General features: G+C 72.4%; 15 protein-coding genes. 11 read left to right on the top strand and 4 right to left on the bottom strand.

Features of this window, described 5'->3' with window-relative positions:
* Positions 1–36 precede the first annotated feature (36 nt).
* Entirely contained in the window at positions 37–1,251 is a 1,215-nt protein-coding gene (locus tag O3X23_RS28815) for an acetyl-CoA C-acetyltransferase (RefSeq protein ID WP_269274542.1), read from the top strand.
* A gap of 34 nt (positions 1,252–1,285) precedes the next feature.
* Positions 1,286–3,460 carry a 3-hydroxyacyl-CoA dehydrogenase NAD-binding domain-containing protein gene (locus O3X23_RS28810; protein ID WP_269274540.1) on the top strand — a complete coding sequence of 725 codons (2,175 nt, stop codon included), beginning with the start codon at positions 1,286–1,288 and terminating at the stop codon, positions 3,458–3,460.
* Here the strand turns inward: O3X23_RS28810 and O3X23_RS28805 are convergent, their stop codons facing one another.
* Positions 3,461–4,228 carry a MerR family transcriptional regulator gene (locus O3X23_RS28805; protein WP_269274539.1) on the bottom strand — a complete coding sequence of 256 codons (768 nt, stop codon included), beginning with the start codon at positions 4,226–4,228 and terminating at the stop codon, positions 3,461–3,463.
* Positions 4,229–4,388: 160 nt separating this feature from the next.
* On the opposite strand from O3X23_RS28805, the gene O3X23_RS28800 reads away from it, so the two are divergent.
* Both O3X23_RS28800 and O3X23_RS28795 read left to right on the top strand, forming a co-directional pair.
* A complete protein-coding gene (locus O3X23_RS28800; RefSeq protein WP_269274594.1) occupies positions 4,389–6,179 on the top strand; it encodes an AMP-dependent synthetase/ligase in 1,791 nt (596 codons plus the stop codon).
* 4 nt (positions 6,180–6,183) lie between these two features.
* Positions 6,184–7,590, top strand: a complete 1,407-nt coding sequence (locus tag O3X23_RS28795) for a M1 family metallopeptidase (protein WP_269274537.1) — start codon at positions 6,184–6,186, stop codon at positions 7,588–7,590.
* A gap of 3 nt (positions 7,591–7,593) precedes the next feature.
* Here the strand turns inward: O3X23_RS28795 and O3X23_RS28790 are convergent, their stop codons facing one another.
* Positions 7,594–8,661, bottom strand: coding sequence for a fatty acid desaturase family protein (locus O3X23_RS28790; protein WP_269274535.1), 1,068 nt, complete (start codon positions 8,659–8,661; stop codon positions 7,594–7,596).
* Positions 8,662–8,815: 154 nt separating this feature from the next.
* On the opposite strand from O3X23_RS28790, the gene O3X23_RS28785 reads away from it, so the two are divergent.
* The 5 genes from O3X23_RS28785 to recQ all read left to right on the top strand — a co-directional run bounded on the left by O3X23_RS28785 (position 8,816) and on the right by recQ (position 16,842).
* Positions 8,816–9,322 carry a GNAT family N-acetyltransferase gene (locus O3X23_RS28785; protein WP_269274533.1) on the top strand — a complete coding sequence of 169 codons (507 nt, stop codon included), beginning with the start codon at positions 8,816–8,818 and terminating at the stop codon, positions 9,320–9,322.
* A gap of 3 nt (positions 9,323–9,325) precedes the next feature.
* The gene (locus O3X23_RS28780) at positions 9,326–10,168 is read left to right on the top strand and encodes an MBL fold metallo-hydrolase (RefSeq protein WP_269274531.1); all 843 of its coding nucleotides are present in this window, start codon (positions 9,326–9,328) and stop codon (positions 10,166–10,168) included.
* A gap of 45 nt (positions 10,169–10,213) precedes the next feature.
* Entirely contained in the window at positions 10,214–12,628 is a 2,415-nt protein-coding gene (locus O3X23_RS28775; protein ID WP_269274529.1) for a Tex family protein, read from the top strand.
* A 175-nt stretch (positions 12,629–12,803) separates the two neighbouring features.
* A complete protein-coding gene (locus O3X23_RS28770) occupies positions 12,804–14,792 on the top strand; it encodes a Xaa-Pro dipeptidyl-peptidase (RefSeq protein ID WP_269274528.1) in 1,989 nt (662 codons plus the stop codon).
* A gap of 88 nt (positions 14,793–14,880) precedes the next feature.
* Positions 14,881–16,842, top strand: a complete 1,962-nt coding sequence (gene recQ / locus O3X23_RS28765; RefSeq protein ID WP_269274526.1) for a DNA helicase RecQ — start codon at positions 14,881–14,883, stop codon at positions 16,840–16,842.
* Between the two features lie 24 nt (positions 16,843–16,866).
* On the opposite strand, the gene O3X23_RS28760 is transcribed toward recQ, so the two are convergent.
* Together O3X23_RS28760 and O3X23_RS28755 are read right to left on the bottom strand one after the other, a co-directional pair.
* Complete coding sequence (locus O3X23_RS28760) at positions 16,867–17,877, bottom strand: tellurite resistance/C4-dicarboxylate transporter family protein (protein ID WP_269274524.1); 1,011 nt, start codon at positions 17,875–17,877, stop codon at positions 16,867–16,869.
* 7 nt (positions 17,878–17,884) lie between these two features.
* Complete coding sequence (locus O3X23_RS28755) at positions 17,885–19,000, bottom strand: baeRF3 domain-containing protein (protein ID WP_269274522.1); 1,116 nt, start codon at positions 18,998–19,000, stop codon at positions 17,885–17,887.
* 210 nt (positions 19,001–19,210) lie between these two features.
* Between O3X23_RS28755 and O3X23_RS28750 the strand changes: the two genes are divergently transcribed.
* Entirely contained in the window at positions 19,211–20,026 is an 816-nt protein-coding gene (locus O3X23_RS28750; RefSeq protein ID WP_269274519.1) for an SDR family NAD(P)-dependent oxidoreductase, read from the top strand.
* Positions 20,027–20,306: 280 nt separating this feature from the next.
* Positions 20,307–21,383 carry a rod shape-determining protein gene (locus O3X23_RS28745; protein WP_269274517.1) on the top strand — a complete coding sequence of 359 codons (1,077 nt, stop codon included), beginning with the start codon at positions 20,307–20,309 and terminating at the stop codon, positions 21,381–21,383.
* Positions 21,384–21,407 lie beyond the last annotated feature (24 nt).

Genomic DNA, 21,407 nt, shown 5'->3' with positions numbered 1-21,407 from the left:
CGATCTCCGGACCCCTCATTCCGAAAGGCACCCGACGTGAGTCCCGAAGCGTACGTATTCGACGCCATCCGCACCCCGCGCGGCCGCGGCAAGGCCAATGGCGCACTGCACGGCACCAAGCCGATCGACCTGGTCGTCGGCCTGATCCACGAGATCCGCCGCCGGTTCCCCGACCTGGACCCGGCCGCCATCGACGACATCGTGCTCGGCGTCGTCGGCCCCATCGGGGACCAGGGCTCCGACATCGCCAAGATTGCGGCGATCGCCGCCGGGCTGCCCGACACCGTCGCGGGCCTGCAGGAGAACCGCTTCTGTGCCTCGGGCCTGGAAGCGGTCAACCTGGCGGCGGCCAAGGTGCGCTCCGGCTGGGAGGACCTGGTGCTGGCCGGCGGTGTGGAGTCCATGTCGCGCGTCCCGCTCGGCACCGACGGCGGCGCCTGGGCGATGGACCCGATGACCAACTTCGAGACCGGCTTCGTCCCGCAGGGCGTCGGCGCCGACCTCATCGCCACCATCGAGGGCTTCTCCCGCCATGACGTCGACTCCTTCGCGGCCCTGTCGCAGGAACGGGCGGCCGAGGCGTGGAAGGACGGCCGCTTCGCCCGTTCCGTCGTCCCGGTCGTGGACCGCAACGGCCTGACCGTCCTGGACCACGACGAGTTCATCCGCCCCGGCACCACCGCCGAATCCCTCGCCGCGCTCAAGCCGTCCTTCGCGATGATCGGCGAGGCCGGCGGGTTCGACGCCGTGGCGCTGCAGAAGTACCACTGGGTCGAGAAGATCGACCACGTCCACCACGCGGGCAACTCCTCGGGCATCGTCGACGGCGCCGCGCTCGTCGCGATCGGCAACCGCGAGACCGGCGAGCGCTACGGCCTCACCCCGCGGGCCCGGATCGTCTCGGCCGCAGTCTCCGGCGCCGACCCGACCATCATGCTGACCGGCCCCGCCCCCGCCGCCCGCAAGGCGCTGGCCAAGGCGGGCCTGACCATCGGCGACATCGACCTGGTGGAGATCAACGAGGCGTTCGCCGCCGTCGTGCTGCGCTTCGTCCGCGAGATGGGCCTGAACCTGGACAAGGTCAACGTCAACGGCGGCGCGATCGCGATGGGCCACCCGCTCGGCGCGACCGGCGCGATGATCCTCGGCACCCTCATCGACGAACTGGAACGCCGTGATCTGCGCTACGGCCTGCTGACGCTGTGCGTCGGCGGTGGCATGGGCATCGCCACGGTCATCGAGCGCGTCTGACGTTCCGTCCAACCCCCCTTACGGAGACCTTGAGATGAGCGAGTCCACCACCATCCGCTGGGAGCAGGACGGGACCGACGGCATCGTCACCCTGATCCTCGATGACCCCAACCAGTCCGCCAACACCATGAACGGGGCCTTCGCCGACTCCCTGGACGCCGTCCTGGACCGGCTGGAGGCCGAGGCCGACTCCGTGCGCGGCGTCATCATCACCTCCGCGAAGAAGACCTTCTTCGCCGGCGGCGACCTGCGCGACCTGATCCGCGCCACCCCGGAGAACGCCGCCGACGTCTTCGCGGGCTCGATGCGGATCAAGGGCCGGCTGCGCCGCCTGGAGACCCTCGGCAAGCCCGTCGTCGCCGCGATCAACGGCGCCGCGCTGGGCGGCGGCTACGAGATCGCGCTGGCCTGCCACCACCGGATCGCCCTGGACGCCCCCGGCTCCAAGATCGGCCTGCCCGAGGTCACCCTGGGGCTGCTGCCCGGTGGTGGCGGCGTGGTGCGCACCGTGCGGCTGCTCGGCATCGCCGACGCGCTGCTCAAGGTGCTGCTGCAGGGCCGGCAGTACGCCCCGCAGCAGGCGCTGGAGGCGGGTCTGATCCACGAGGTCGCCGCCACCCGCGAGGAGATGCTGGCACGGGCCCGCGCGTTCATCGACGCGAACCCGCAGGTCCAGCAGCCCTGGGACGTCAAGGGGTACAAGATCCCCGGCGGCACCCCCAAGAGCCCGGCGTTCGCGGCGAACCTGCCGGCGTTCCCGTCCAACCTGCGCAAGCAGTTGGCCGGCGCCCCCTACCCGGCGCCGCGCAACATCCTGGCCGCGGCCGTCGAGGGCTCCCAGGTCGACATGGACACCGCGCTGGCGATCGAGGGCCGGTACTTCACCGAACTCGCCTGCGGCCCCATCTCGAAGAACATGATCCAGGCGTTCTTCTTCGACCTGCAGGCCGTCAACTCCGGTGCCAACCGCCCGCAGGGGATCGACCCGCGCCCGGTCACCAGGGTCGCCGTCCTCGGCGCCGGGATGATGGGTGCCGGGATCGCCTACTCCTGCGCCAGGGCGGGCATCGAGGTCGTCCTGAAGGACGTGTCCGCCGAGGCCGCCGAGCGCGGCAAGGCGTACTCCGCCGCCCTCCTGGACAAGGCCCTCGCCCGCGGCCGGACCACCCAGGCCCAGCGGGACGAGCTGCTGGGCCGCATCACCGCGACCGGCGACCCGCAGGACCTCGCGGGCTGCGACGCCGTCATCGAGGCGGTCTTCGAGGACCCGTCGCTCAAGCACAAGGTCTTCCAGGAGATCGAGGACGTCATCGCCCCCGACGCCCTGCTCTGCTCCAACACCTCGACGCTGCCGATCTCGCTGCTCGCCGAAGGCGTCAAGCGGCAGCAGGACTTCATCGGCCTGCACTTCTTCTCGCCGGTCGACAAGATGCCGCTGGTGGAGATCATCAAGGGCGAGCACACCAGCCAGGAGACACTGGCCCGCGCCTTCGACCTGGTGCGGCAGATCCGCAAGACCCCGATCGTCGTCAACGACTCCCGCGGCTTCTTCACCTCGCGCGTCATCGGCCACTTCATCAACGAGGGCGTCGCGATGATCGGCGAGGGTCTCGATCCGTCCTCCGTCGAGCAGGCCGCCGCCCAGGCCGGCTACCCGGCCAAGGTTCTCTCGCTCCTGGACGAGCTGACGCTCACCCTGCCGCGCAAGATCCGCGCGGAGTCGCAGCGCGCCATCGAGGCCGAGGGCGGCAGCTGGCAGACCCACCCCGCCGAAGTGGTCCTGGACCGGCTGATCGACGAGTTCGGCCGCACCGGCCGCAGCGGCGGCGCCGGCTTCTACGACTACGAGGACGGCAAGCGGACCCGGCTGTGGCCCGGTCTGCGCGAGCACTTCAGCAAGCCCGACGCGCGGATCCCGTTCCGGGACATGCAGGAGCGGATGCTGTTCTCCGAGGCCCTGGACACGGTCCGGCTGCTGGAGGAGGGCGTGCTGACCTCCGTCGCCGACGCCAACATCGGCTCGATCATGGGCATCGGCTTCCCCGCCTGGACCGGCGGCGTCCTGCAGTACATCAACGGCTACGAGGGCGGGCTGCCCGGCTTCGTGGCCCGCGCCGGCGAGCTGACGGCCGCGTACGGCGAGCGCTTCACCCCGCCCGCGCTGCTGGTTGCCAAGGCGGAGCGGGGCGAGACCTTCACGGACGGCTGATCACTCACCGGTGGCGTACGGGCTTCGGTCTCCGTCCCTCCCGGACGAGGCCGAAGCCCGCAACTCCTCCGCCAGCGACCGCTGGAACGCGGTCACCAGGGCCTGCACCAGGGCCGGCTGGATGTACTCCGTGAGCGAGCGCATCCGGGCGGTCTCCTCCGGGCTCGGGTCGCCGTCCAGATAGGGCTGCCAGACCTGCTCGCGGAAGAGCTTCTGCAGCTCATGGGCGACCGCCCGGGTGTGCTTCAGCACGATCTCGCGGGTGGCGAGCACCGTCTCCAGCGGGATCGGCACGTCCAGCAGCCGCACCCCCAGGTGCAGCATCGCCGGATTGACCAGGAAGACCTCCGGGCGGTCGGTGCGGTCCAGCACGCCCATCGCCGACAGCCGGTCCACGTCGTGCTCGGTCAGCGCCCGGCCCGCCCGCCGCTCCAGCCGCGTACGCGGCGTCTCCTCGGCGGAGTCCGGCACCCAGGCGGCGACCAGCGCCCGGTGCATCGCCAGATCCTCGGCGGTGATGTCCGCGGGCAACTGCAGGAGGTAGCGCTCGATCGCCGCCAACGTCAGCCCCTGGTGCTGCAGTTCCTCGATCAGCGACAGCCGTGCCAGGTGCTCGGGTCCGTAGAGCCCCACCCGCCGCGGGCCCAGCACGGGCGGCGGCAGCAAGCCCTTGCTGCTGTAGAAACGAAGCGTACGGACGGTCACTCCGGCCCGCGCCGCCAGTTCGTCGACGGTGAGGCCTGCCGGCTGGATCAGGGACTGCGTCATGCGCTGCGCCTCGCTTCCGTCGGTGTCCCGATGCCGCCCCAGTCGATGCGGCGGATCGTGCTCAACAGTATTGCTGTCTCAGCGATGGTGTGAAAGCTTGCGGTGGCCGCACCCCGCCAGGTTCCAGGAGACCGGCCGCGAGGCCGGCCAGGAGGTCGTCATGCCCACGATCCTGCGACTCCCCGCCGAACCGTCCGAGCTCACCCTCCCCGCGCTGCTGCTGCGCAACGCCGAGGACCACGGAGACCTCCCCGCGCTGTCCTGGCGCACCGCCGACGGCTCCGGCTGGACCACCCTCACGTGGTCCGATGTCCGCCGCAAGATCGCCGTTCTCGCCTCCGGCTACGCCGCCATCGGCGTGGAGCGCGGGGAGCACGTCCTGCTGATGATGGGCAACCGTCCCGAGCACTGGCTCTCCGACCTCGCCCTCGTACACCTGGGCGCCGTGCCCGTCTCCGTCTACGGCACCGCCGCGCCCGAGCAGATCCGCCACATCGCCCGCCACAGCAGGGCCCGGCTCGCCGTCGTGGAGTCGGCGCGCGAGAGCGTCCGATGGGAGCCCCTCCTGGACGACCCGCAGCACCGGCTGCGGCAACTGGTCGTGGTGGAGCCGGGGCAGGCGGGCCCGCACATCGCGTACTCCTCCATCGCGGCGCAGGGCGTCCGGCTGTACGACGCCGACGCCTTCGACAAGGGCTGGCGCGCGGTGGACCCGGCCGACCCGCTCACCGTCGTCTACACCTCCGGGACCACCGGCGACCCCAAGGGCGTCGTGATCTCGCACCGCAACGTGCTGCTCAACGGCATCGCGCTGGACCGCGTCGCGGACTTCCCCGGCCACGCCGCGCACATCTGCTACCTGCCCTTCGCCCACATCGCCGAGCGCATGCTCGGCATCTACCTGCCGGTCTTCCGGGCCGCGCACGTCCACCTGTGCGCCGACCCGCAGACCGTCGCCGCGACCGCCAGGGAACTGCACCCCGTGGGTTTCTTCGGGGTGCCCCGGGTCTGGGAGAAGCTCACCGCCTCCGTACGGGCCGCCCTCGACCGGCTGCCCGCGGAGCGGCGCGCGGTCGTCGAGGCGGCCGCGGAGACCGCGCGTGCCGTAGTGAAGTGCCGCGAACGCGGTGAGGAGCCCGCACCCACCCTGGCCGCGGCCTACGCCGAGGCGAAGGCCCGGGTGCTCGACCCGGTGCTGGCCCTGGCCGGCTTCGAGCGGCTGGTCTGGACGGGGAGCGCGGCCGCCCCGATGCCCGTCGACGTCCTGGAGTTCTGGGCCGGCTTCGGGCTCGTCATCGTCGACGCGTGGGGCCTGACGGAGACGACCGGCGTGGTCACCACCAACAGCCTCGGCGGCTTCCGGTTCGGCTCCGTCGGACGCCCGCTGGACGGCGTGGAGATTCGGACCGAGCGGGACGGCGAGATCCTCGTGCGCGGACCGATCGTGTGCTCCGGCTACCTGCGGCCGGACGGCACGGTGCTCCCCGCCACCGACGCCGACGGCTGGTTCCCCACCGGTGACGTCGGCCGGATCGACGAGGACGGCTACCTGTGGATCACCGACCGCAAGAAGGAGATCATCGTGCTCTCCTCGGGCAAGAACGTCGCCCCCGCCGCGGTGGAGAACACGCTGAAGGAGCACCCGCTGATCGGCCAGGCCCTGGTGCACGGCGACGGCCGCCCCTACCTCGTCGCCCTGCTCGTCCTCGACCCCGAGCTGGCTCCCGCCTGGGCCGAACGGGAGGGCCCGCAGGCGCTGCGCGCCGAGATCGCCCGCGCGGTCGCCACCGCCAACGCGCGACTGAGCCGGCCCGAGCAGGTCAAGCGCTACCACCTGCTCACCGACGAGTGGGGACCGGACACCGGAGAGCTCACCCCGTTGCTGAAACTGAAGCGCCGGGTGATCCGCAGTACGTACGCTGAGGAGATCGATTCCCTGTACGAGGAGTAGGCCCGTGCACCACCGACTCCTCCGCACGACGCTGTGCGGGCTGCTCCTCCTGACCGGGTGCGCCACCGGCAGCCCCTCCGGGCCACCACCGCCACCGGTCGCGGACAGCACCTCGGGGGTCGGCGACCCGCTCTTCCCGCTGGCGGGCAACGGCGGGTACGACGTCTCGCACTACGGGCTCGACCTGGCGTACGACCCGGCGACCCGGCTGCTGCGCGGCACCGCGCGGGTCACCGCGCGCGCCGCGCGGGCACTGCCGGCCTTCAATCTCGACCTGTCGGGCCTGAAGGTCGGCCGGGTCACCGTCGACGGGGCCGGGGCGGCGAGCTCCCGTGCCGGGACCGAACTGACCGTGCGGCCCGCCCGGGCGGTCACCGCCGGTGCGGTGTTCACCACCGTCGTCGAGTACTCCGGGGTCCCGGGGACCATCGAGGACGCCGACGGCTCGCACGAGGGGTGGATCCGCACGGACGACGGCGCCGTCGCCCTGGGCGAACCGGTCGGTTCGATGACCTGGTTCCCCGGCAACAACCACCCCTCCGACAAGGCCGCCTACGACATCGCGGTGACCGTGCCCGAAGGCCTGACCGCGGTCTCCAACGGGGAGCTGACCGGCACCCGCACCGCGGGCGGCAGATCCACTTTCCAATGGCACAGCGCCGAACCCATGGCGAGCTACCTGGCGACCGTCGCCATCGGGAAGTTCCGGGTGACCCGGTCGACCACCCCCTCGGGACTGCCGGTCTACGTCGCCGTCGACGCCCGCGAGGCGGCCGACGCCGGTGAGCTGCGCGACCTCCCGCGAATCCTGGAGTGGGAGAGCGGGCTCTTCGGTCCGTACCCCTTCTCGTCCACCGGCGCCATCGTGGACCGCGTCGACGACGACACCGTCGGCTACGCGCTGGAGACCCAGACGAAACCGGTGTTCCCCGTCGACCGGAAGGGCACCACCCTGGACGGACCGACCCTGGTGCACGAGCTGGCGCACCAGTGGTTCGGCGACTCCGTCACGCCCCGCACCTGGCAGGACATGTGGCTCAACGAGGGGTTCGCCACCTACGCGGAGTGGCTGTGGGACGAACAGCACGGCGGCGACAGCGCCCAGAAGCACTTCGACGCCACCTTCCAGGACGACGCCTCCTGGGCGTTCCCGCCGGCCGACCCCGGCACGCCGCAGAACGTCTCCGAGGCCCCGGTCTACGGGCGCGGTGCGATGGTCCTGCACAAGGTGCGGCAGGCGGTGGGGGACGCGCGGTTCTTCGCCCTGCTGCGCGGCTGGGCCGCCGAACACCGGGGCGGGAGCGTCGACTCCGCCCGGTTCACGGCCTGGTGCGAGCAGCGGTCGGGCGTGGACCTCAGCGGCCTGTTCGCCGTCTGGCTGTACGGCGACGGCCGCCCGCCGGCCCCGTAGAGGCTAGGAGACGGGAGCCGCGTCGCGCAGCGGGGCGCCGACCGCGTGCATGTGGCTCAGCGCCTGCGCGTACGAGTCGAGCAGCCCGGTCTCGGTGTAGCGGACGCCCAGCCGGGCGCAGTGCTCGCGCACCAGCGGCTGCGTCAGGCGCAGGTGCGGGCGGGGCAGGTTCGGGAACAGGTGGTGCTCTATCTGGTAGTTGAGCCCGCCGAGGAACCAGTCGGTGACCAGCCCGCCGCGTACGTTGCGGGAGGTGAGGACCTGGCGGCGCAGGTGGCCCCAGCGCGATCCCGGCTCCGGCATCTCCATGCCCTTGTGGTTCGGGGCGAAGGCGGAACCCAGGTGCAGGCCGAACAGCGCGTGGTGCAGCAGCGCGAAGGCGATGGCCTGACCGACGGGCATCGCGATCAGCAACAGGGAGACGTAGCCGACGAGATGGGCGGTGAGCAGGGCGCCCTCGACGCCGCGCTCACGGGCGGGACGGCTCTTCAGGCTCTGGAAGCTGGACACCTTCAGGGCGATGCCCTCCAGCAGCAGCATCGGGAAGAACAGCCGCGCCTGGTGCCGGGTGAGGAACCGGGCGAAGCCCTGCCGCTCGACGGCCTGGGCCCGCGTCCAGACCAGGGCGCCCACCTCGACGTCCGGGTCCTTCTCTATGTGGTTGGGGTTGGCGTGGTGGCGGTTGTGCTTGTCGTTCCACCAGCCGTAGCTCATCCCGAGCAGCAGATCCGCGTGCACCAGGCCGATGAGCCGGTTGCGGTCCCGGCTGCGGGCGATCTGCTGGTGTCCGGCGTCATGACCGAAGAAGGCCGTCCGGGCGCCGAAGACCGCGGCCGGCAGAGCGAGCAGCAGCACCAGCCAGGAGCCGCCGAGCATCAGCACCCCACTCCAGACGGCGCCCAGCGCGGCCAGGTTCAGAGTGATCGCGGCGGCGTAGTAGCCGGGACGGCGCTTGAAGAGTCCGTGCTCCTTGACTTCCCGCAGCAGAGGGGCGAAATCGCTGCCCGCCGGACAGTCGGCGCCCTCGGGGGCGTCCGTCTCGGGGGCTTGGAGAGTGCTGACGGGGGGCATGGGTGCTCCTCGGTACTGGCGTGCGGAATCCGTCCTTCGAACCTACGGATCAGCGGCCTGGAGCAGCCATGGCGGCATCACCCCAACCGCTGGGGTGCCAAGCCCCCGGATATTCGGGGGCTAACCCCCGCACGGTCCTGCAAGTATGGGCCGCGTGAACGTAAACGCCGACCACACCGCCCGTTGGGAGACCGTTGCCCTGGCACCGGGCCATCCCGAGGCCTACGCGCTGCTGCGGGAGTACTACACGGAGCTGGTCGCCCGGTACTACGCCCGGCCGGCGACCGCGTCCGAGGTGGACCAGGTCCTGCTGGAAGAGCCCAGCGACGACCTCGTCGCGCCCACCGGTCACTTCCTCGTCGCACGCCGTGACGGTGCGCCGGTGGGCTGCCTGGGCGTGCGGGCGCTGGACCGTGACACCGCGGAACTGACCCGGATGTTCGTGCGCGCCGACGCCAGGGGCCAGGGTGTCGCGGGCCGGCTGATCGCCGCGGGGGAACGCGCCGCCCGCGAAGTCCTGGACGCTTCCGCGCTGCGGCTGGACACGCGCAAGGACCTGGTGGAGGCCCGCGCGCTGTACGCCAAGCACGGATACCGCGAGATCCCCGCCTACAACGACAGCCAGTACGCCGACCACTGGTTCGAGAAGAAGCTGGTCTGAACGATGCCGCACCCGTCCCGCACCTTCGCCGGCGTCGAGGTCGTCCCGCTGTGCGACGCGATCGGCCCGATGGGCCCGGCGCTGGCCCGCCCGCTGGGGGAGCTGTTCGGCGGCCCCGGCCACCCGGTGTGGTCGCGGCCCGGCGCCCCGGACCCGGCGGGAGCGTGGCTGCTGCACTTCCACTGCTACCTGCTGCTCGGACCCGGCGGCCGCACCGTCCTGGTCGACACCGGCCTCGGCGGCAGCGACTCCCCGGCGGCGGCCTGGGCCCCGGTGCCGGGACGGCTGCTGGAGGAGCTGGCGGCCGCCGGCGCCGCGCCCGAGGACGTGGACACCGTCGTCCTGACCCATCTGCACAGCGACCACGTCAGCGGCAGCCTCGCCCCGGACGGCGTCACCCCCGCCTTCCCGGCCGCCCGCTACGTCGTCCAGCGGGCCGAGCTGGAGCAGCTGGACGCGCAGGCGGCCAAGGGCGCCGCCCCCGTGCACAGCCGCGTCGTTGCGCCGCTGCGCGCGGCGGGGCGGCTGGACGTCATCGACGGCGGCCGCCTCCTCGCACCCGGGATCCGGGCGGTCCCGGCCCCCGGCCACACCCCGGGCCACCAGTGCGTGACTGTGGGCGACGGCGCCCTGGTCCTGTCCGGCGACGTGCTGCACCACCCCGTGCAGCTCACCGATCCGACCGCCGCCTACCTCTACGACGACGACCCGGCGGCGGCGACCGCGACCCGCGCCCGGCTGCTGGACGAAGTGCGCGCCGCCCGCGGCACCTTGGCCACCGCGCACTTCCCCGAGCCCTTCACCACACTCCGAGCGCACGCGGAAGACCCGGCCGCGCGGGCATAATGCACGCAGAAGTCCAGCGGAGAGAGCAGGTTCAGCATCGTGACGATGTCTGTTGCAGGGTCGGTCGGGCCGTCGGTGGAGCGCAGGATCGCCGAGGAACTCGGGGTACGGCAGGCACAGGTGCAGGCCGCCGTCGACCTGCTCGACGGCGGCGCCACCGTGCCGTTCATCGCCCGGTACCGCAAGGAAGCCACCGGTACGCTCGACGACGCGCAACTGCGCACCCTGGAGGAGCGGCTGCGCTACCTGCGGGAGCTGGACGAGCGGCGGGCCGCGATCCTGGAATCCGTCGAGTCGCAGGGCAAGCTGGACGACGCGCTGAAGGCGCAGATCCTCGCCGCCGACTCCAAGGCGCGGCTGGAGGACATCTACCTGCCCTTCAAGACCAAGCGGCGCACCAAGGCGCAGATCGCCCGCGAGGCCGGCCTGGAGCCGCTGGCGGACGCGCTGCTGGCCGACCCCGGGCTCGACCCGCAAGCGGTGGCCGCCGGTTACACCGACCCGGACAAGGGCGTCGAGGACGCGGCAGCCGCGCTGGAGGGCGCCCGCGCCATCCTCACCGAACGATTCTCCGAGGACGCCGACCTGGTCGGCGAATTGCGCACCCGGATGTGGTCCAGGGGCCGCCTGGTGGCGAAGGTGCGCGAGGGGCGGGAGGAGGCCGGAGCCAAGTTCTCCGACTACTTCGACTTCACCGAGCCGTTCGCCAAGCTCCCCTCGCACCGGGTGCTGGCCATGCTGCGCGGTGAGAAGGAGGACGTCCTCGACCTCACCCTGGAGCCCGAGGAGCCGAGTGAGGGCCCCAGCAGCTACGAGCGCAGCATCTCGCACCACTTCGGCATCGCCGACCGGGGCCGGCCCGGCGACCGCTGGCTGGCGGACACGGTCCGCTGGGCCTGGCGCACCCGCTTCCTGGTCCGGCTCGGCATCGACCTGCGCGGACAGCTGCGCCAGGGCGCCGAGGACGAGGCGGTCCGGGTCTTCGCCTCCAACCTGCGCGACCTGCTGCTCGCCGCACCGGCCGGCACCCGGGCCACCATGGGCCTCGACCCCGGCTTCCGTACCGGGGTGAAGGTCGCCGTCGTCGACGCCACCGGCAAGGTCACCGCCTTCGAGACGATCTACCCGCACGTGCCGCGCAACAAGTGGGACGAGTCGATCGCCACCCTCGCCAAACTCGCCCGCGAGCACTCCGTGGACCTGATCGCGATCGGCAACGGCACGGCGTCCCGCGAGACCGACAAGCTCGCCGCCGATCTGATCCGCCTGCACCCGGACCTGGAACTGACCAAGGCCGTGGTCTCCGAGGCCGGCGCGTCGGTCTACTCCGCCTCCGCGTACGCCTCCGCCGAGCTGCCGGACCTTGACGTCTCCATCCGCGGCGCCGTCTCCATCGCCCGCCGCCTGCAAGACCCGCTGGCCGAACTCGTCAAGATCGACCCCAAGTCCATCGGCGTCGGCCAGTACCAGCACGACCTGTCCGAGCTGAAGCTGTCGCGCTCGCTGGACGCGGTCGTCGAGGACTGCGTCAACGGCGTCGGCGTCGACGTCAACACGGCCTCCGCGCCGCTGCTGCGCCGGGTCTCGGGCATCACCGAAGGACTGGCGGGCAACATCGTCGCCCACCGCGACGCCAACGGGCCCTTCCGGTCCCGCAAGGCCCTCAAGGACGTCGCGCGGCTCGGTCCGAAGGCATACGAGCAGTGCGCGGGGTTCCTGCGCATCCCCGGTGGCGACGACCCGCTGGACTCCTCCAGCGTGCACCCCGAGGCGTACCCGGTGGTGCGGCGGATCAGCTCCACCGCCAGGACCGACATCCCGTCGCTGATCGGCAACGGCACCGTGCTGCGGGCTCTGAAGCCGCAGGACTTCGTCGACGACTCCTTCGGGCTGCCGACCGTCACCGACATCCTCGCCGAGCTGGAGAAGCCCGGCCGCGACCCGCGTCCCGCCTTCAAGACCGCCACTTTCAAGGACGGCGTCGAGGAGATGAAGGACCTGCGGCCCGGCATGCTGCTGGAGGGCGTGGTCACCAACGTCGCGGCCTTCGGTGCCTTCGTCGACGTCGGCGTCCACCAGGACGGCCTGGTGCACGTCTCGGCGATGTCGCAGAAGTTCGTCTCGGACCCGCGCGAGGTCGTCAAGCCCGGTGACATCGTGCGGGTGAAGGTCCTCGAGGTCGACATCCCGCGCAAGCGCATCTCGCTGACGCTGCGGCTGGAGGACGAGGCCACCCCGCGCGGCCCCCGTGACGACCAGCGTCCGGCCGGCGGCGGTGGCGGTGACCGCCGCGGCGGGCCGCCCCGCCAGGCCCGGGGCGGTCAGGCTGGTAGCGGCCAGGGCGGCCGGAAGGGCGCCCGCGACGACCGCCGCGGCGCCTCCGCGGCCCCGGCTCCCGGCGGCGCCATGGCCGACGCGCTGCGCCGCGCGGGCCTGGACCAGGGCAAGAGCGGCCGCTGACATATCGTCACTTCCACGGCCGGCGCGGGCGCGCCGGCCGTGGAGTGGGCTCCCGCCGGGGCCGGGAACCGTGATGGCCTCCTGGTACCGGGCAGGGCACAACCACCCCGGCTGAACCAGAAGTTGTCTCGTATCCCCCTTCTGCCAGGGCGGGTGCAACCGCTACGGTCCGCCCGTGCTCATACATGCGCGGGGAACCCGCACCCAATGGATATCCGCCGTGGTGGCAGTACTCGCCGCCCTGGCCGCCGTACTCACCGCACCCACCGCCGCGCACGCGGACGGCCGGGACGCGGGGACCGTACGGCAAGGACTGAGCCAACCTGACTACTCCTACGCCGACGCCATCCGCGAATCGGTATGGGTGGACACCGGACTCGACGGTGACGAGGACGGTAGGGCCGACCGCGTCGCGGTCGACATCGTGCGGCCCAGCGAACCCGCCAAGGCCGGCCGGAAGATCCCGGTGATCATGGATGCCAGTCCCTATTACTCCTGCTGCGGACGCGGCAACGAGGGCCAGTTGAAGACGTACGACGCCAAGGGCGACATCGTCCAGGCGCCGCTCTTCTACGACAACTACTTCGTCCCGCGCGGCTACGCCGCCGTCCTGGTCGACCTGGCGGGCACCAACCGCTCCGACGGCTGCGTCGACGTCGGCGGCCGCTCCGACATCCAGTCCGCCAAGGCGGTCGTGGACTGGCTGAACGGCCGCGCCAAGGGGTACAGCGCCCGCGCCGGGGGCCAGTCGGTCAAGGCGAGCTGGACCACCGGCGCCGTCGGCATGATCGGCAAGAGCTGGGACGGCACCATCGCCAACGGGGTCGCCGCCACCGGCGTGCGGGGCTTGAAGACGATCGTGCCGATCAGCGCGATCAGCTCCTGGTACGACTACTACTTCCACCAGGGCGCCCCGCTCCAGGACGGCCCCGAGTGGCTCTCGGACGCCGTCGAGAGCCCGGACGCCCAGGCACACTGCGCCGCCCAGCAGCAGAAGATCATCGCCGGCTCCCCGCGTACCGGTGACTGGACCCCGTTCTGGACCGAGCGCGACTATGTCAAGGACGCGGACAACGTCCGCGCCAGCGTCTTCGCCGTCCACGGCATGCAGGACCTCAACGTCCGCACGAAGCACTTCGGCCAGTGGTGGGACGCCCTCGCCACCAACGGCGTCGAGCGCAAGGTCTGGCTGACGCAGACCGGGCACGTCGACCCGTTCGACACCCGCCGCACCACGTGGGTGCCCACCCTGCAGCGCTGGTTCGACCACTACCTGCTGGGCGTCCGCAACGGCATCGAGCGCGAGCCGATGGCCGACATCGAGCGCACCCCCGACCACTGGACCACCGACCGCGTCTGGCCGCCGGCCGCCACCGCCACCACCCGGCTGAACCTGCGCGCCGGCACCACCCCCGGCGTCGGCACCCTCGGGACGAAGCCCGCCGCCCCCGGCAGCACCGCGTCGTTCACCGACGACCCGGCCCTGTGGGAGGAGGACTGGGCCGCCCAGCCCGACGCCGCCAGCCCCGCCAGGACGTCCTTCACCACCGGGGTCCTCACCAAGGACCTGCGGCTGTCCGGCAACGGCACGGTCACCGTCACCGCGACCTCCTCCACCACCAGCGCGCACCTGTCGGCGGTGCTGGTCGACCTCGGCCCGGCGACCATCCGCGACTTCCTGGGGTCGGGCTCCGGCATCAAGACCCTGGCCACCCGTTCCTGCTTCGGGGACAGCACGGCCGGTGACAGCGCCTGCTTCCTCGACACGGCCGCGGACACCACCGCGGTGGACCACACCGTGTTCAGCCGTGCCTGGGCCGACCTCGGCCACTACGCGTCCCTGAACCACGGGGTGCCGCTGACGCCCGGCAAGCCGTACACGATCACCCTGAAGCTGGCCGCCACCGACCACGTGATCCCGGCCGGCCACCGCCTCGCCGTCATCGTCGCGGGTACCGACGGCGGGCTGATCCTGCCCGCCGACACCACCCCGAAGATCACCGTCGACCTGGCCCGCTCGGGGGTGAACCTGCCGCTCGTCGGCGGCTACGCCGCGCTGCGCACCTCCGCCACCGCGGTCGTCCCGCAGGCCCGGGGCCTGCGGGCGCCGGCCGCCCCGCGCCCGGCCTTCGTCAGCCTCCCGGCGGCGTCTCGGCTGCGCTGACGCCGAACGGCGCTCCCCGTCCCGGCCCGGATCGGCCGGGACGGGAATCGTGGCATGGCGGGCACCGGGCTCCTCGTAGACTGCCCGGATGACTGCTGCTGCCCTCGACGAGACGTCCGAGACGAGCGACGCGCTGCGCGTCCTGCACCGTGTGTTCGGCTACGGGTCGTTCAGAGGGGCGCAGCAGGAGATCATCGATCATGTGGTGGACGGCGGTGACGCGCTCGTCCTCATGCCGACCGGTGGCGGCAAGTCGCTCTGCTACCAGATCCCCGCCCTGGTGCGCGACGGGGTCGGGGTCGTCATCTCACCGCTGATCGCCCTCATGCAGGACCAGGTCGACGCGCTCACCGCGCTCGGCGTGCGCGCGGGCTTCCTCAACTCCACGCAGGACATGGACGAGCGCCGCTCGGTCGAGGCGGCCTTCGTCGCCGGGGAGCTGGACCTGCTCTACCTGGCGCCCGAGCGGCTGCGCTCCGAGGCGACGCTGCGGCTGCTGGACCGCGGCACGATCTCGCTGTTCGCGATCGACGAGGCGCACTGCGTCGCCCAGTGGGGCCACGACTTCCGGCCCGATTACCTCATGCTGTCGGCGCTGCACGAGCGCTGGCCGAAGGTGCCCCGCATCGCGCTGACGGCGACGGCCACGGAGGCCACCCACGGCGAGATCGCGTCCCGGCTGAACCTCAAGGACGCCCGGCACTTCGTGGCGAGCTTCGACCGGCCGAACATCCAGTACCGGATCGCTCCCAAGGACGACCCCAAGAAGCAGCTGCTGGAGCTGCTGCGCACCGAGCACCCCGGCGACGCGGGCGTCGTGTACTGCCTGTCGAGGGCCTCGGTGGAGAAGACCGCCGAGTTCCTGGTGGGCAAGGGCATCGACGCGGTGCCGTACCACGCGGGTCTCGACGCGCGGGTGCGGGCCGCGAACCAGTCGCGGTTCCTGCGCGAGGACGGGGTGGTCGTCGTGGCGACCATCGCGTTCGGCATGGGCATCGACAAGCCGGACGTGCGCTTCGTCGCGCACCTGGACCTGCCCAAGTCCGTCGAGGGCTACTACCAGGAGACCGGCAGGGCCGGGCGCGACGGCCTGCCGTCCACGGCGTGGCTGGCCTACGGGCTCCAGGACGTCGTGCAGCAGCGCAAGATGATCGAGACGTCCGAGGGGGACGAGGCGCACCGCCGCCGGCTGGGCACCCACCTCGAGGCGATGCTGGCGCTGTGCGAGACGGTCGAGTGCCGCCGGGTGCAACTGCTGGACTACTTCGGTCAGCAGAGCACCGCGTGCGGGAACTGCGACACCTGCCTGAACCCGCCGGAGGCGTGGGACGGCACCGTCCCCGCGCAGAAGCTGCTCTCGACGGTGCTGCGGCTGGAGCGCGAGCGCCGCCAGAAGTTCGGCGCCGGCCAGATCATCGACATCCTGCTCGGCAAGAAGACCGCCAAGGTCATCCAGTTCGACCACGACACGCTGTCCGTGTTCGGCATCGGCACCGAGCTGGGGGTGTCCGGCTGGCGTGGTGTGGTCCGCCAGCTGCTGGCGCAGGGGCTGCTGGCCGTCGAGGGCGACTACGGCACGCTGGTGCTCACCGAGGCGAGCGGTGAGGTGCTGGGCCGCAAGCGTGAGGTGCTGCTGCGGCGGGAGCCGGAGAAGGCCGCCCGTGCCGAGAAAACGGCCCGGTCGTCCCGCAAGTCCGCCCCCGTCGATCTGCCCGAGGCACTGCTGCCGGTGTTCGAGCGGTTGCGCGCCTGGCGTGCGGCGAGCGCGAAGGAGCAGGGCGTCCCCGCGTACGTGATCTTCCACGACGCGACCCTGCGCGAGATCGCCACGGCGGCTCCCACGGACCTGGCGGCGCTGGGCACCATCAGCGGGGTCGGTGAGAACAAGCTGGCCAAGTACGGTCAGCAGATCCTGGACACGCTCGTGGGTGCGGAGAGCGCGCCGGAGGCACCCGGACGCGCGCCGGACGCACCGGACGAGGACTTCGCCGACGTGGCCGAGCCCGAGGAGTCGGAGGACCCGGCGGGGGAGCCCGAGCCGGAGTTCTAGTCCCGGAGTTCTCGTCCCGGGGTTCTAGTCCCGGGGTTCTCGTCCCGGCGTTCCGGCCCCGGCGTTCTGGCCAGGTCCCCGCTCGGCGCGCGCCGAGCGGACCGCTCCGACCAGGACGAACGCCCACAGCGCGACCGCCGGCCACAGCAGGACGCGCCCGGCGGTCCCCGCCGCCGGGACCTCGGCCGCGGCGGCGACGGCGAGGCAGGCCGCGACCGTCATCCCGACCGGGAAGACCGTCGACCAGCGGCGGACGTCGTAGTGCGGGCGGGGCCACCGCACCTCGCACGCCAGCAGGACGGCGAACCAGCACAGGTCCAGCACCAGCAGCACGAGGGTGAGCGTGCGCAGGGTCCCGTGCGCCGGAACGGCCCAGCGCAGGGGTCCGTGCGCGGCCGACGCGGTGACGAGTTTGGTGCCGGCGAGCGCGGAGATGGCCAGGGCGCCGCCGGCCACCCACTGATCGCCGCTGCCCGTCCGCAGCTGGCGGAGGTCGAAGCGCGCCAGCACCGCGGCGTAGAGCAGCAGGCCCGGCACGAAGCACGCCAGCGCCACCCAGAGCAGCCAGCTCTGTCTCTGGGCGAGGGCGAGGGTCCCGGCCAGTACGGCCAGCCCCTGGGTGGCGACGCAGACCAGGAACCCGGCTCCCGGCAGCCGGGCAGCCCAGTGCCGCACGACGGACGGCAGCAGCACCGGCCACAGCACGGCGGAAAGGATCAGCAGGGCCGCCGCCGTCCCCTGCCGGCCCTGGAGCGACAGCCGGGTGCCCAGCACGGTCGTCGCGGCGATCGCGGTCAGGGCGGCGGGGGTCTCGGCCTGCGCCTTCCAGGTGCGGCGGTCCAGCAGCAGCCGGTCGGCGAAGAGCGCCGCGAGCAGCAGCCACACCACGATCGCCGCCACGAGGAAGACCGCGGAGGCGGCGTCCTGGCCCGCCAGCCGCAGGGCGACCGAGATGATCGCGGTGGCCATCGCGGCCCCTCCGGCGGCGGGGGTGCGGCCGGACCACCAGCGTCGCGCCGCCGCCGGGGAGGTCACCGGACGGTCAGTAGCGCAGGACGAGGGCGACCCGCCCGTCGTCGCTGAGCGCGTCGTCCGGGACGAAGCGGACCTCGGTCTCCTTGTCCAGCGCGGCCTCGATGAGCTGGTCGACGACGTCCTCCTCGACGCCGTCGGCCGCGGTGCCGCCCTCGACCGGCACCAGGTGGCCGTCCTCGATCCGGGCCGCGGCCTGGAAGTGCTCCTCGACCAGCAGCAGCGAGCCGCGGCCTTCGGTGACCGCCTGCCAGGCCTCGTCGAGGCCGCCGGCGAAGCGGTGCTTGCCGCGCGCGGTGCCGAGTTCCTCCAGCGCTTCCGCGGTGCGCCGGGTGGTGTACTCGGCGATCACCGGCCGCAGCCGATCCGCGAGTTCGTGGGCGGGGGCCTTGTCGAGCCCGGCGCGCTCGAGACGGCCCACCAGGTCCTGCGGGTGCTGGGACAGCTCCGTCAGGAGGGCGACGGTGCTGGTCGTACCGACCAGGAAGACCGGTCGGCGCTCCTGGTCCAGTGCCTTGTCCAGGGCCGCGTCGACGGAGCGCAGGTACTGGCGCATCCGTTCCGTGCGCTGGTGGCCGGGGACGGAGCCGATGTTCGGCCCGGGGACGGCGTCCTCGGGGTCCGGGATGCCGGGCTCCAGCGGGAAGCCGTGGCGCTCGACGGGCACCAGCCGGTCGCCGGACCCCTCCCAGAGCCGTGTCGCCTCCTCGGACACCACGAGCACCCAGTACGGGCGGGTGTACAGCCGCGCGGCAACGAGGTTGCGGGTCAGGAAGGTGTTGGCGAAGACGAGGCGTTCCGGGACCTCCACGGGGGAGGACAGCTGCCAGATGTGCCGTTCTCCGGGGGCGAGCAGGACCAGCAGCCCGTCCTCCGCGTTCCGGAAGTCGACGTCCTGGGCGACCGCGTCCAGCTGGCCCTCCAGGTCGATCCGGTCCGCTCGCCCGACCTGCGAATCCTCCGTGAGGCGCTTGCGGGCCTCCTCGAGGAGATTGCGCAGCCGAATGGGGTCCTGCGCGTTCTCCCGCCGCTGCCTGTGAGTGGGCATCAGCAGCGAGACCGCCGGATAGGGCCGCGGCCGGCGCAGACCTTCGAGAATCGCGGGGGTCAGTTCACTGGTGTGCATGCTCGACCTCTCCACCTGCCCGCCGCGGGAGCGCGCGGATCCGTCCTACCAGGGGAACAGGCTTACGGGCGGAGCGCGACTCGCGGAGCGCCGGACGGGCCACGGCCGCCCCGGTGCGCGCGTCGACGGCCGGCGTCCGCGCCCTCGGGCGCGCCTAGGCTTGGAGTTCGATCACTCCGGTTCGATCCCTCCTGCAGAAAGCAGCGCCCGATGCCCCAGTCCGGTCCGGCCACCGGGTCCAGCGATCCCGCCGATGCTCCGCCGTTTCCCGCGACCGGTCGCCGCGTCCTGGTCAGCGGCGCCTCCCGCGGCCTCGGCAGGGCACTCGCCCAGGCGTTCGCGGCCAACGGGGACCGGGTCGCGGTGCACTACGGATCGCGCCGCGCGGAGGCCGAGGAAACCCTGGCGGAGTTGTCCGGTACGGGCCACGTCCTGCTGGGCGCCGATCTCGCGGACCCGGCGGCGACGGCCGGGCTGGCGGCCGCGGCGGCCGACGCTCTGGGCGGCATCGACGTTCTGGTGAACAACGCGGCCGTCAACACCCCGCACCCGCCCGCGACCACCGGGTACGAACAGTGGACCGACGCCTGGCAGCGGCATGTCGCCGTCAACCTGCTCGGCACGGCCAACCTCAGCCATCTCGCCGCGAACCTGATGATCGCCGCGGGCACCGGTGGCCGCATCGTCAACATCGGCTCGCGCGGCGCGTTCCGCGGCGAGCCGGACCATCCCGCCTACGGCGCGACGAAGGCGGCGGTCCACGCGCTGGGCCAGTCCCTGGCCGTCGCGCTCGCGCCGCACGGCATCGCGGTGGCGTCCGTGGCACCCGGATTCATCGAGACCGACCGGGTCGCCCACCGGCTGGCCGGCGCCGGCGGCGAGGCGATCCGGGCGCAGAGCCCGTTCGGCCGGGTCGCCGCGCCCGCCGAGATCGCGGCCGCGGCCCTGTGGCTCGCGTCGCCCGCCGCCCTATGGGCCTCCGGAACCGTTCTGGACGTCAACGGCGCCTCGTACCTGCGCACTTGACGGCCCGGGAGCCATCCGCGCGGCGGTGGCCGCAGCGGTAATCCTCCGCGCGCGGCGTTTCACCCGAACGTGTGAAACGCGCGGGGCGAGCCATCGGGGAGGCGTCAGCGCGCCTGCCCGGTAGGGGTGGCGCGCCGGGCCGCCGGGGCGGGGCCGGAGCGCCGGTGGTCCACGCCTCCCCAGTCGGCGCAGCCCAGCAGGCGATCCCTCCGGCAGCCCCTCATGGTGAAGGGAAGGCCGCCGCACGAGCGGCCGGATCCACCGTTCGAGAGGCACCACCGTGACCGACAGCTTGCAAGATCTGCGCCGCTGCACCTTGGCGATCGATCTGGGGGCTGCACGGACCCGCATCTACGCGAAGCGCGCCGGACTGATCGTCGACGAACCGAGCCTGGTGGCGGTCGACATCCGCAACGGGCGGCTTGTCGCGGTCGGCGGCCTGGCCGAGCGTATGGCCGGCCGTACCGCTGAATACGTGCGCGTGGTCCGTCCGTTCTCCGGAGGAACCGTCACCGACGTGGACATGGGCACCCTGATGCTGCGCCAGCTCCTCGGCGACAAGGCACGCAGGGCCTGGCTGCGCCAGTCCAAACCGCGGATCGCCGCGGCCGTCCCCTTCGGCGTCGGGCCGCAGGCGCGCCGGATATTGTCGGAGACGCTGACGGAACTCGGCGCCCGGCAGGTGGAGCTCGTCCACGCGCCGCTCGCCGCCGCGGTGGGCTCCCTGATCCCGGTCGGACAGCCCGAAGGCAGCATGATCGTGATCTGCGGGGCCTCCGAGACCCAGGTCGCGGTGCTCTCCTTCGGAGGGATCATCGCGGGCGAGGTCCTCCCCGTCGGGGGGAACGCCATGGACGACGCGGTGCTCGAGCACCTGCGGATCCACCACGATCTGATACTGCCGCACCAGGGCCTGCTTCCCCTGCACCAGGTGCTCTCCGAGTCGGTGGCGGAACCCCAGGCCAACACCGACGTGCACGGCAAGGACGTGTCCAGCGGACTCGCCCGCTCGCTGAGCCTGGAGACCGCCGGGGTGCGGGACGCGATGCGCGACCCGCTCTCCGCGCTGGTGAGCGGCATCGGCCGGGTGCTGCGCCGCTGCCCGCCCGACCTGGTGGTCGACATCGCCGACCGCGGGATCATCCTCACCGGCGGCAGCGCCGTCCTGCCCGGCCTCGACAACATGCTGATGGCCGTGACCGGTATGCCGGTCCACATCACGAAGGAACCCGCGCTCTCCACCGTGCTGGGTCTGGGCATGATGATCGAATCCGCCGAGGCGACCGAACCCGTCGCCGAAGCGCCGGAGCCCCGGCCGGAGAGCGCTGTACGGGCGGCGAGCCAGGAACTCGCATGACCGCCCGGTCGTACGGGTCGGCCA

This window comes from Streptomyces sp. H39-S7 (assembly GCF_027158205.1).
Classification (GTDB): domain Bacteria; phylum Actinomycetota; class Actinomycetes; order Streptomycetales; family Streptomycetaceae; genus Actinacidiphila.
Note: the sequence above shows the minus strand (reverse complement) of the source record. Positions and strands in the feature narration are given on the sequence as shown.

What these genes read in the sequence shown, in the direction of transcription:
- O3X23_RS28810 (WP_269274540.1), top strand. Translation starts at nt 1,286, where the DNA reads ATGAGCGAGTCCACCACCATCCGCTGGGAGCAGGACGGGACCGACGGC.
- O3X23_RS28805 (WP_269274539.1), bottom strand. Translation starts at nt 4,228, where the DNA reads ATGACGCAGTCCCTGATCCAGCCGGCAGGCCTCACCGTCGACGAACTG.
- O3X23_RS28750 (WP_269274519.1), top strand. Translation starts at nt 19,211, where the DNA reads ATGCCCCAGTCCGGTCCGGCCACCGGGTCCAGCGATCCCGCCGATGCT.
- recQ (WP_269274526.1), top strand. Translation starts at nt 14,881, where the DNA reads ATGACTGCTGCTGCCCTCGACGAGACGTCCGAGACGAGCGACGCGCTG.
- O3X23_RS28755 (WP_269274522.1), bottom strand. Translation starts at nt 19,000, where the DNA reads ATGCACACCAGTGAACTGACCCCCGCGATTCTCGAAGGTCTGCGCCGG.
- O3X23_RS28775 (WP_269274529.1), top strand. Translation starts at nt 10,214, where the DNA reads ATGTCTGTTGCAGGGTCGGTCGGGCCGTCGGTGGAGCGCAGGATCGCC.
- O3X23_RS28780 (WP_269274531.1), top strand. Translation starts at nt 9,326, where the DNA reads ATGCCGCACCCGTCCCGCACCTTCGCCGGCGTCGAGGTCGTCCCGCTG.
- O3X23_RS28800 (WP_269274594.1), top strand. Translation starts at nt 4,389, where the DNA reads ATGCCCACGATCCTGCGACTCCCCGCCGAACCGTCCGAGCTCACCCTC.
- O3X23_RS28790 (WP_269274535.1), bottom strand. Translation starts at nt 8,661, where the DNA reads ATGCCCCCCGTCAGCACTCTCCAAGCCCCCGAGACGGACGCCCCCGAG.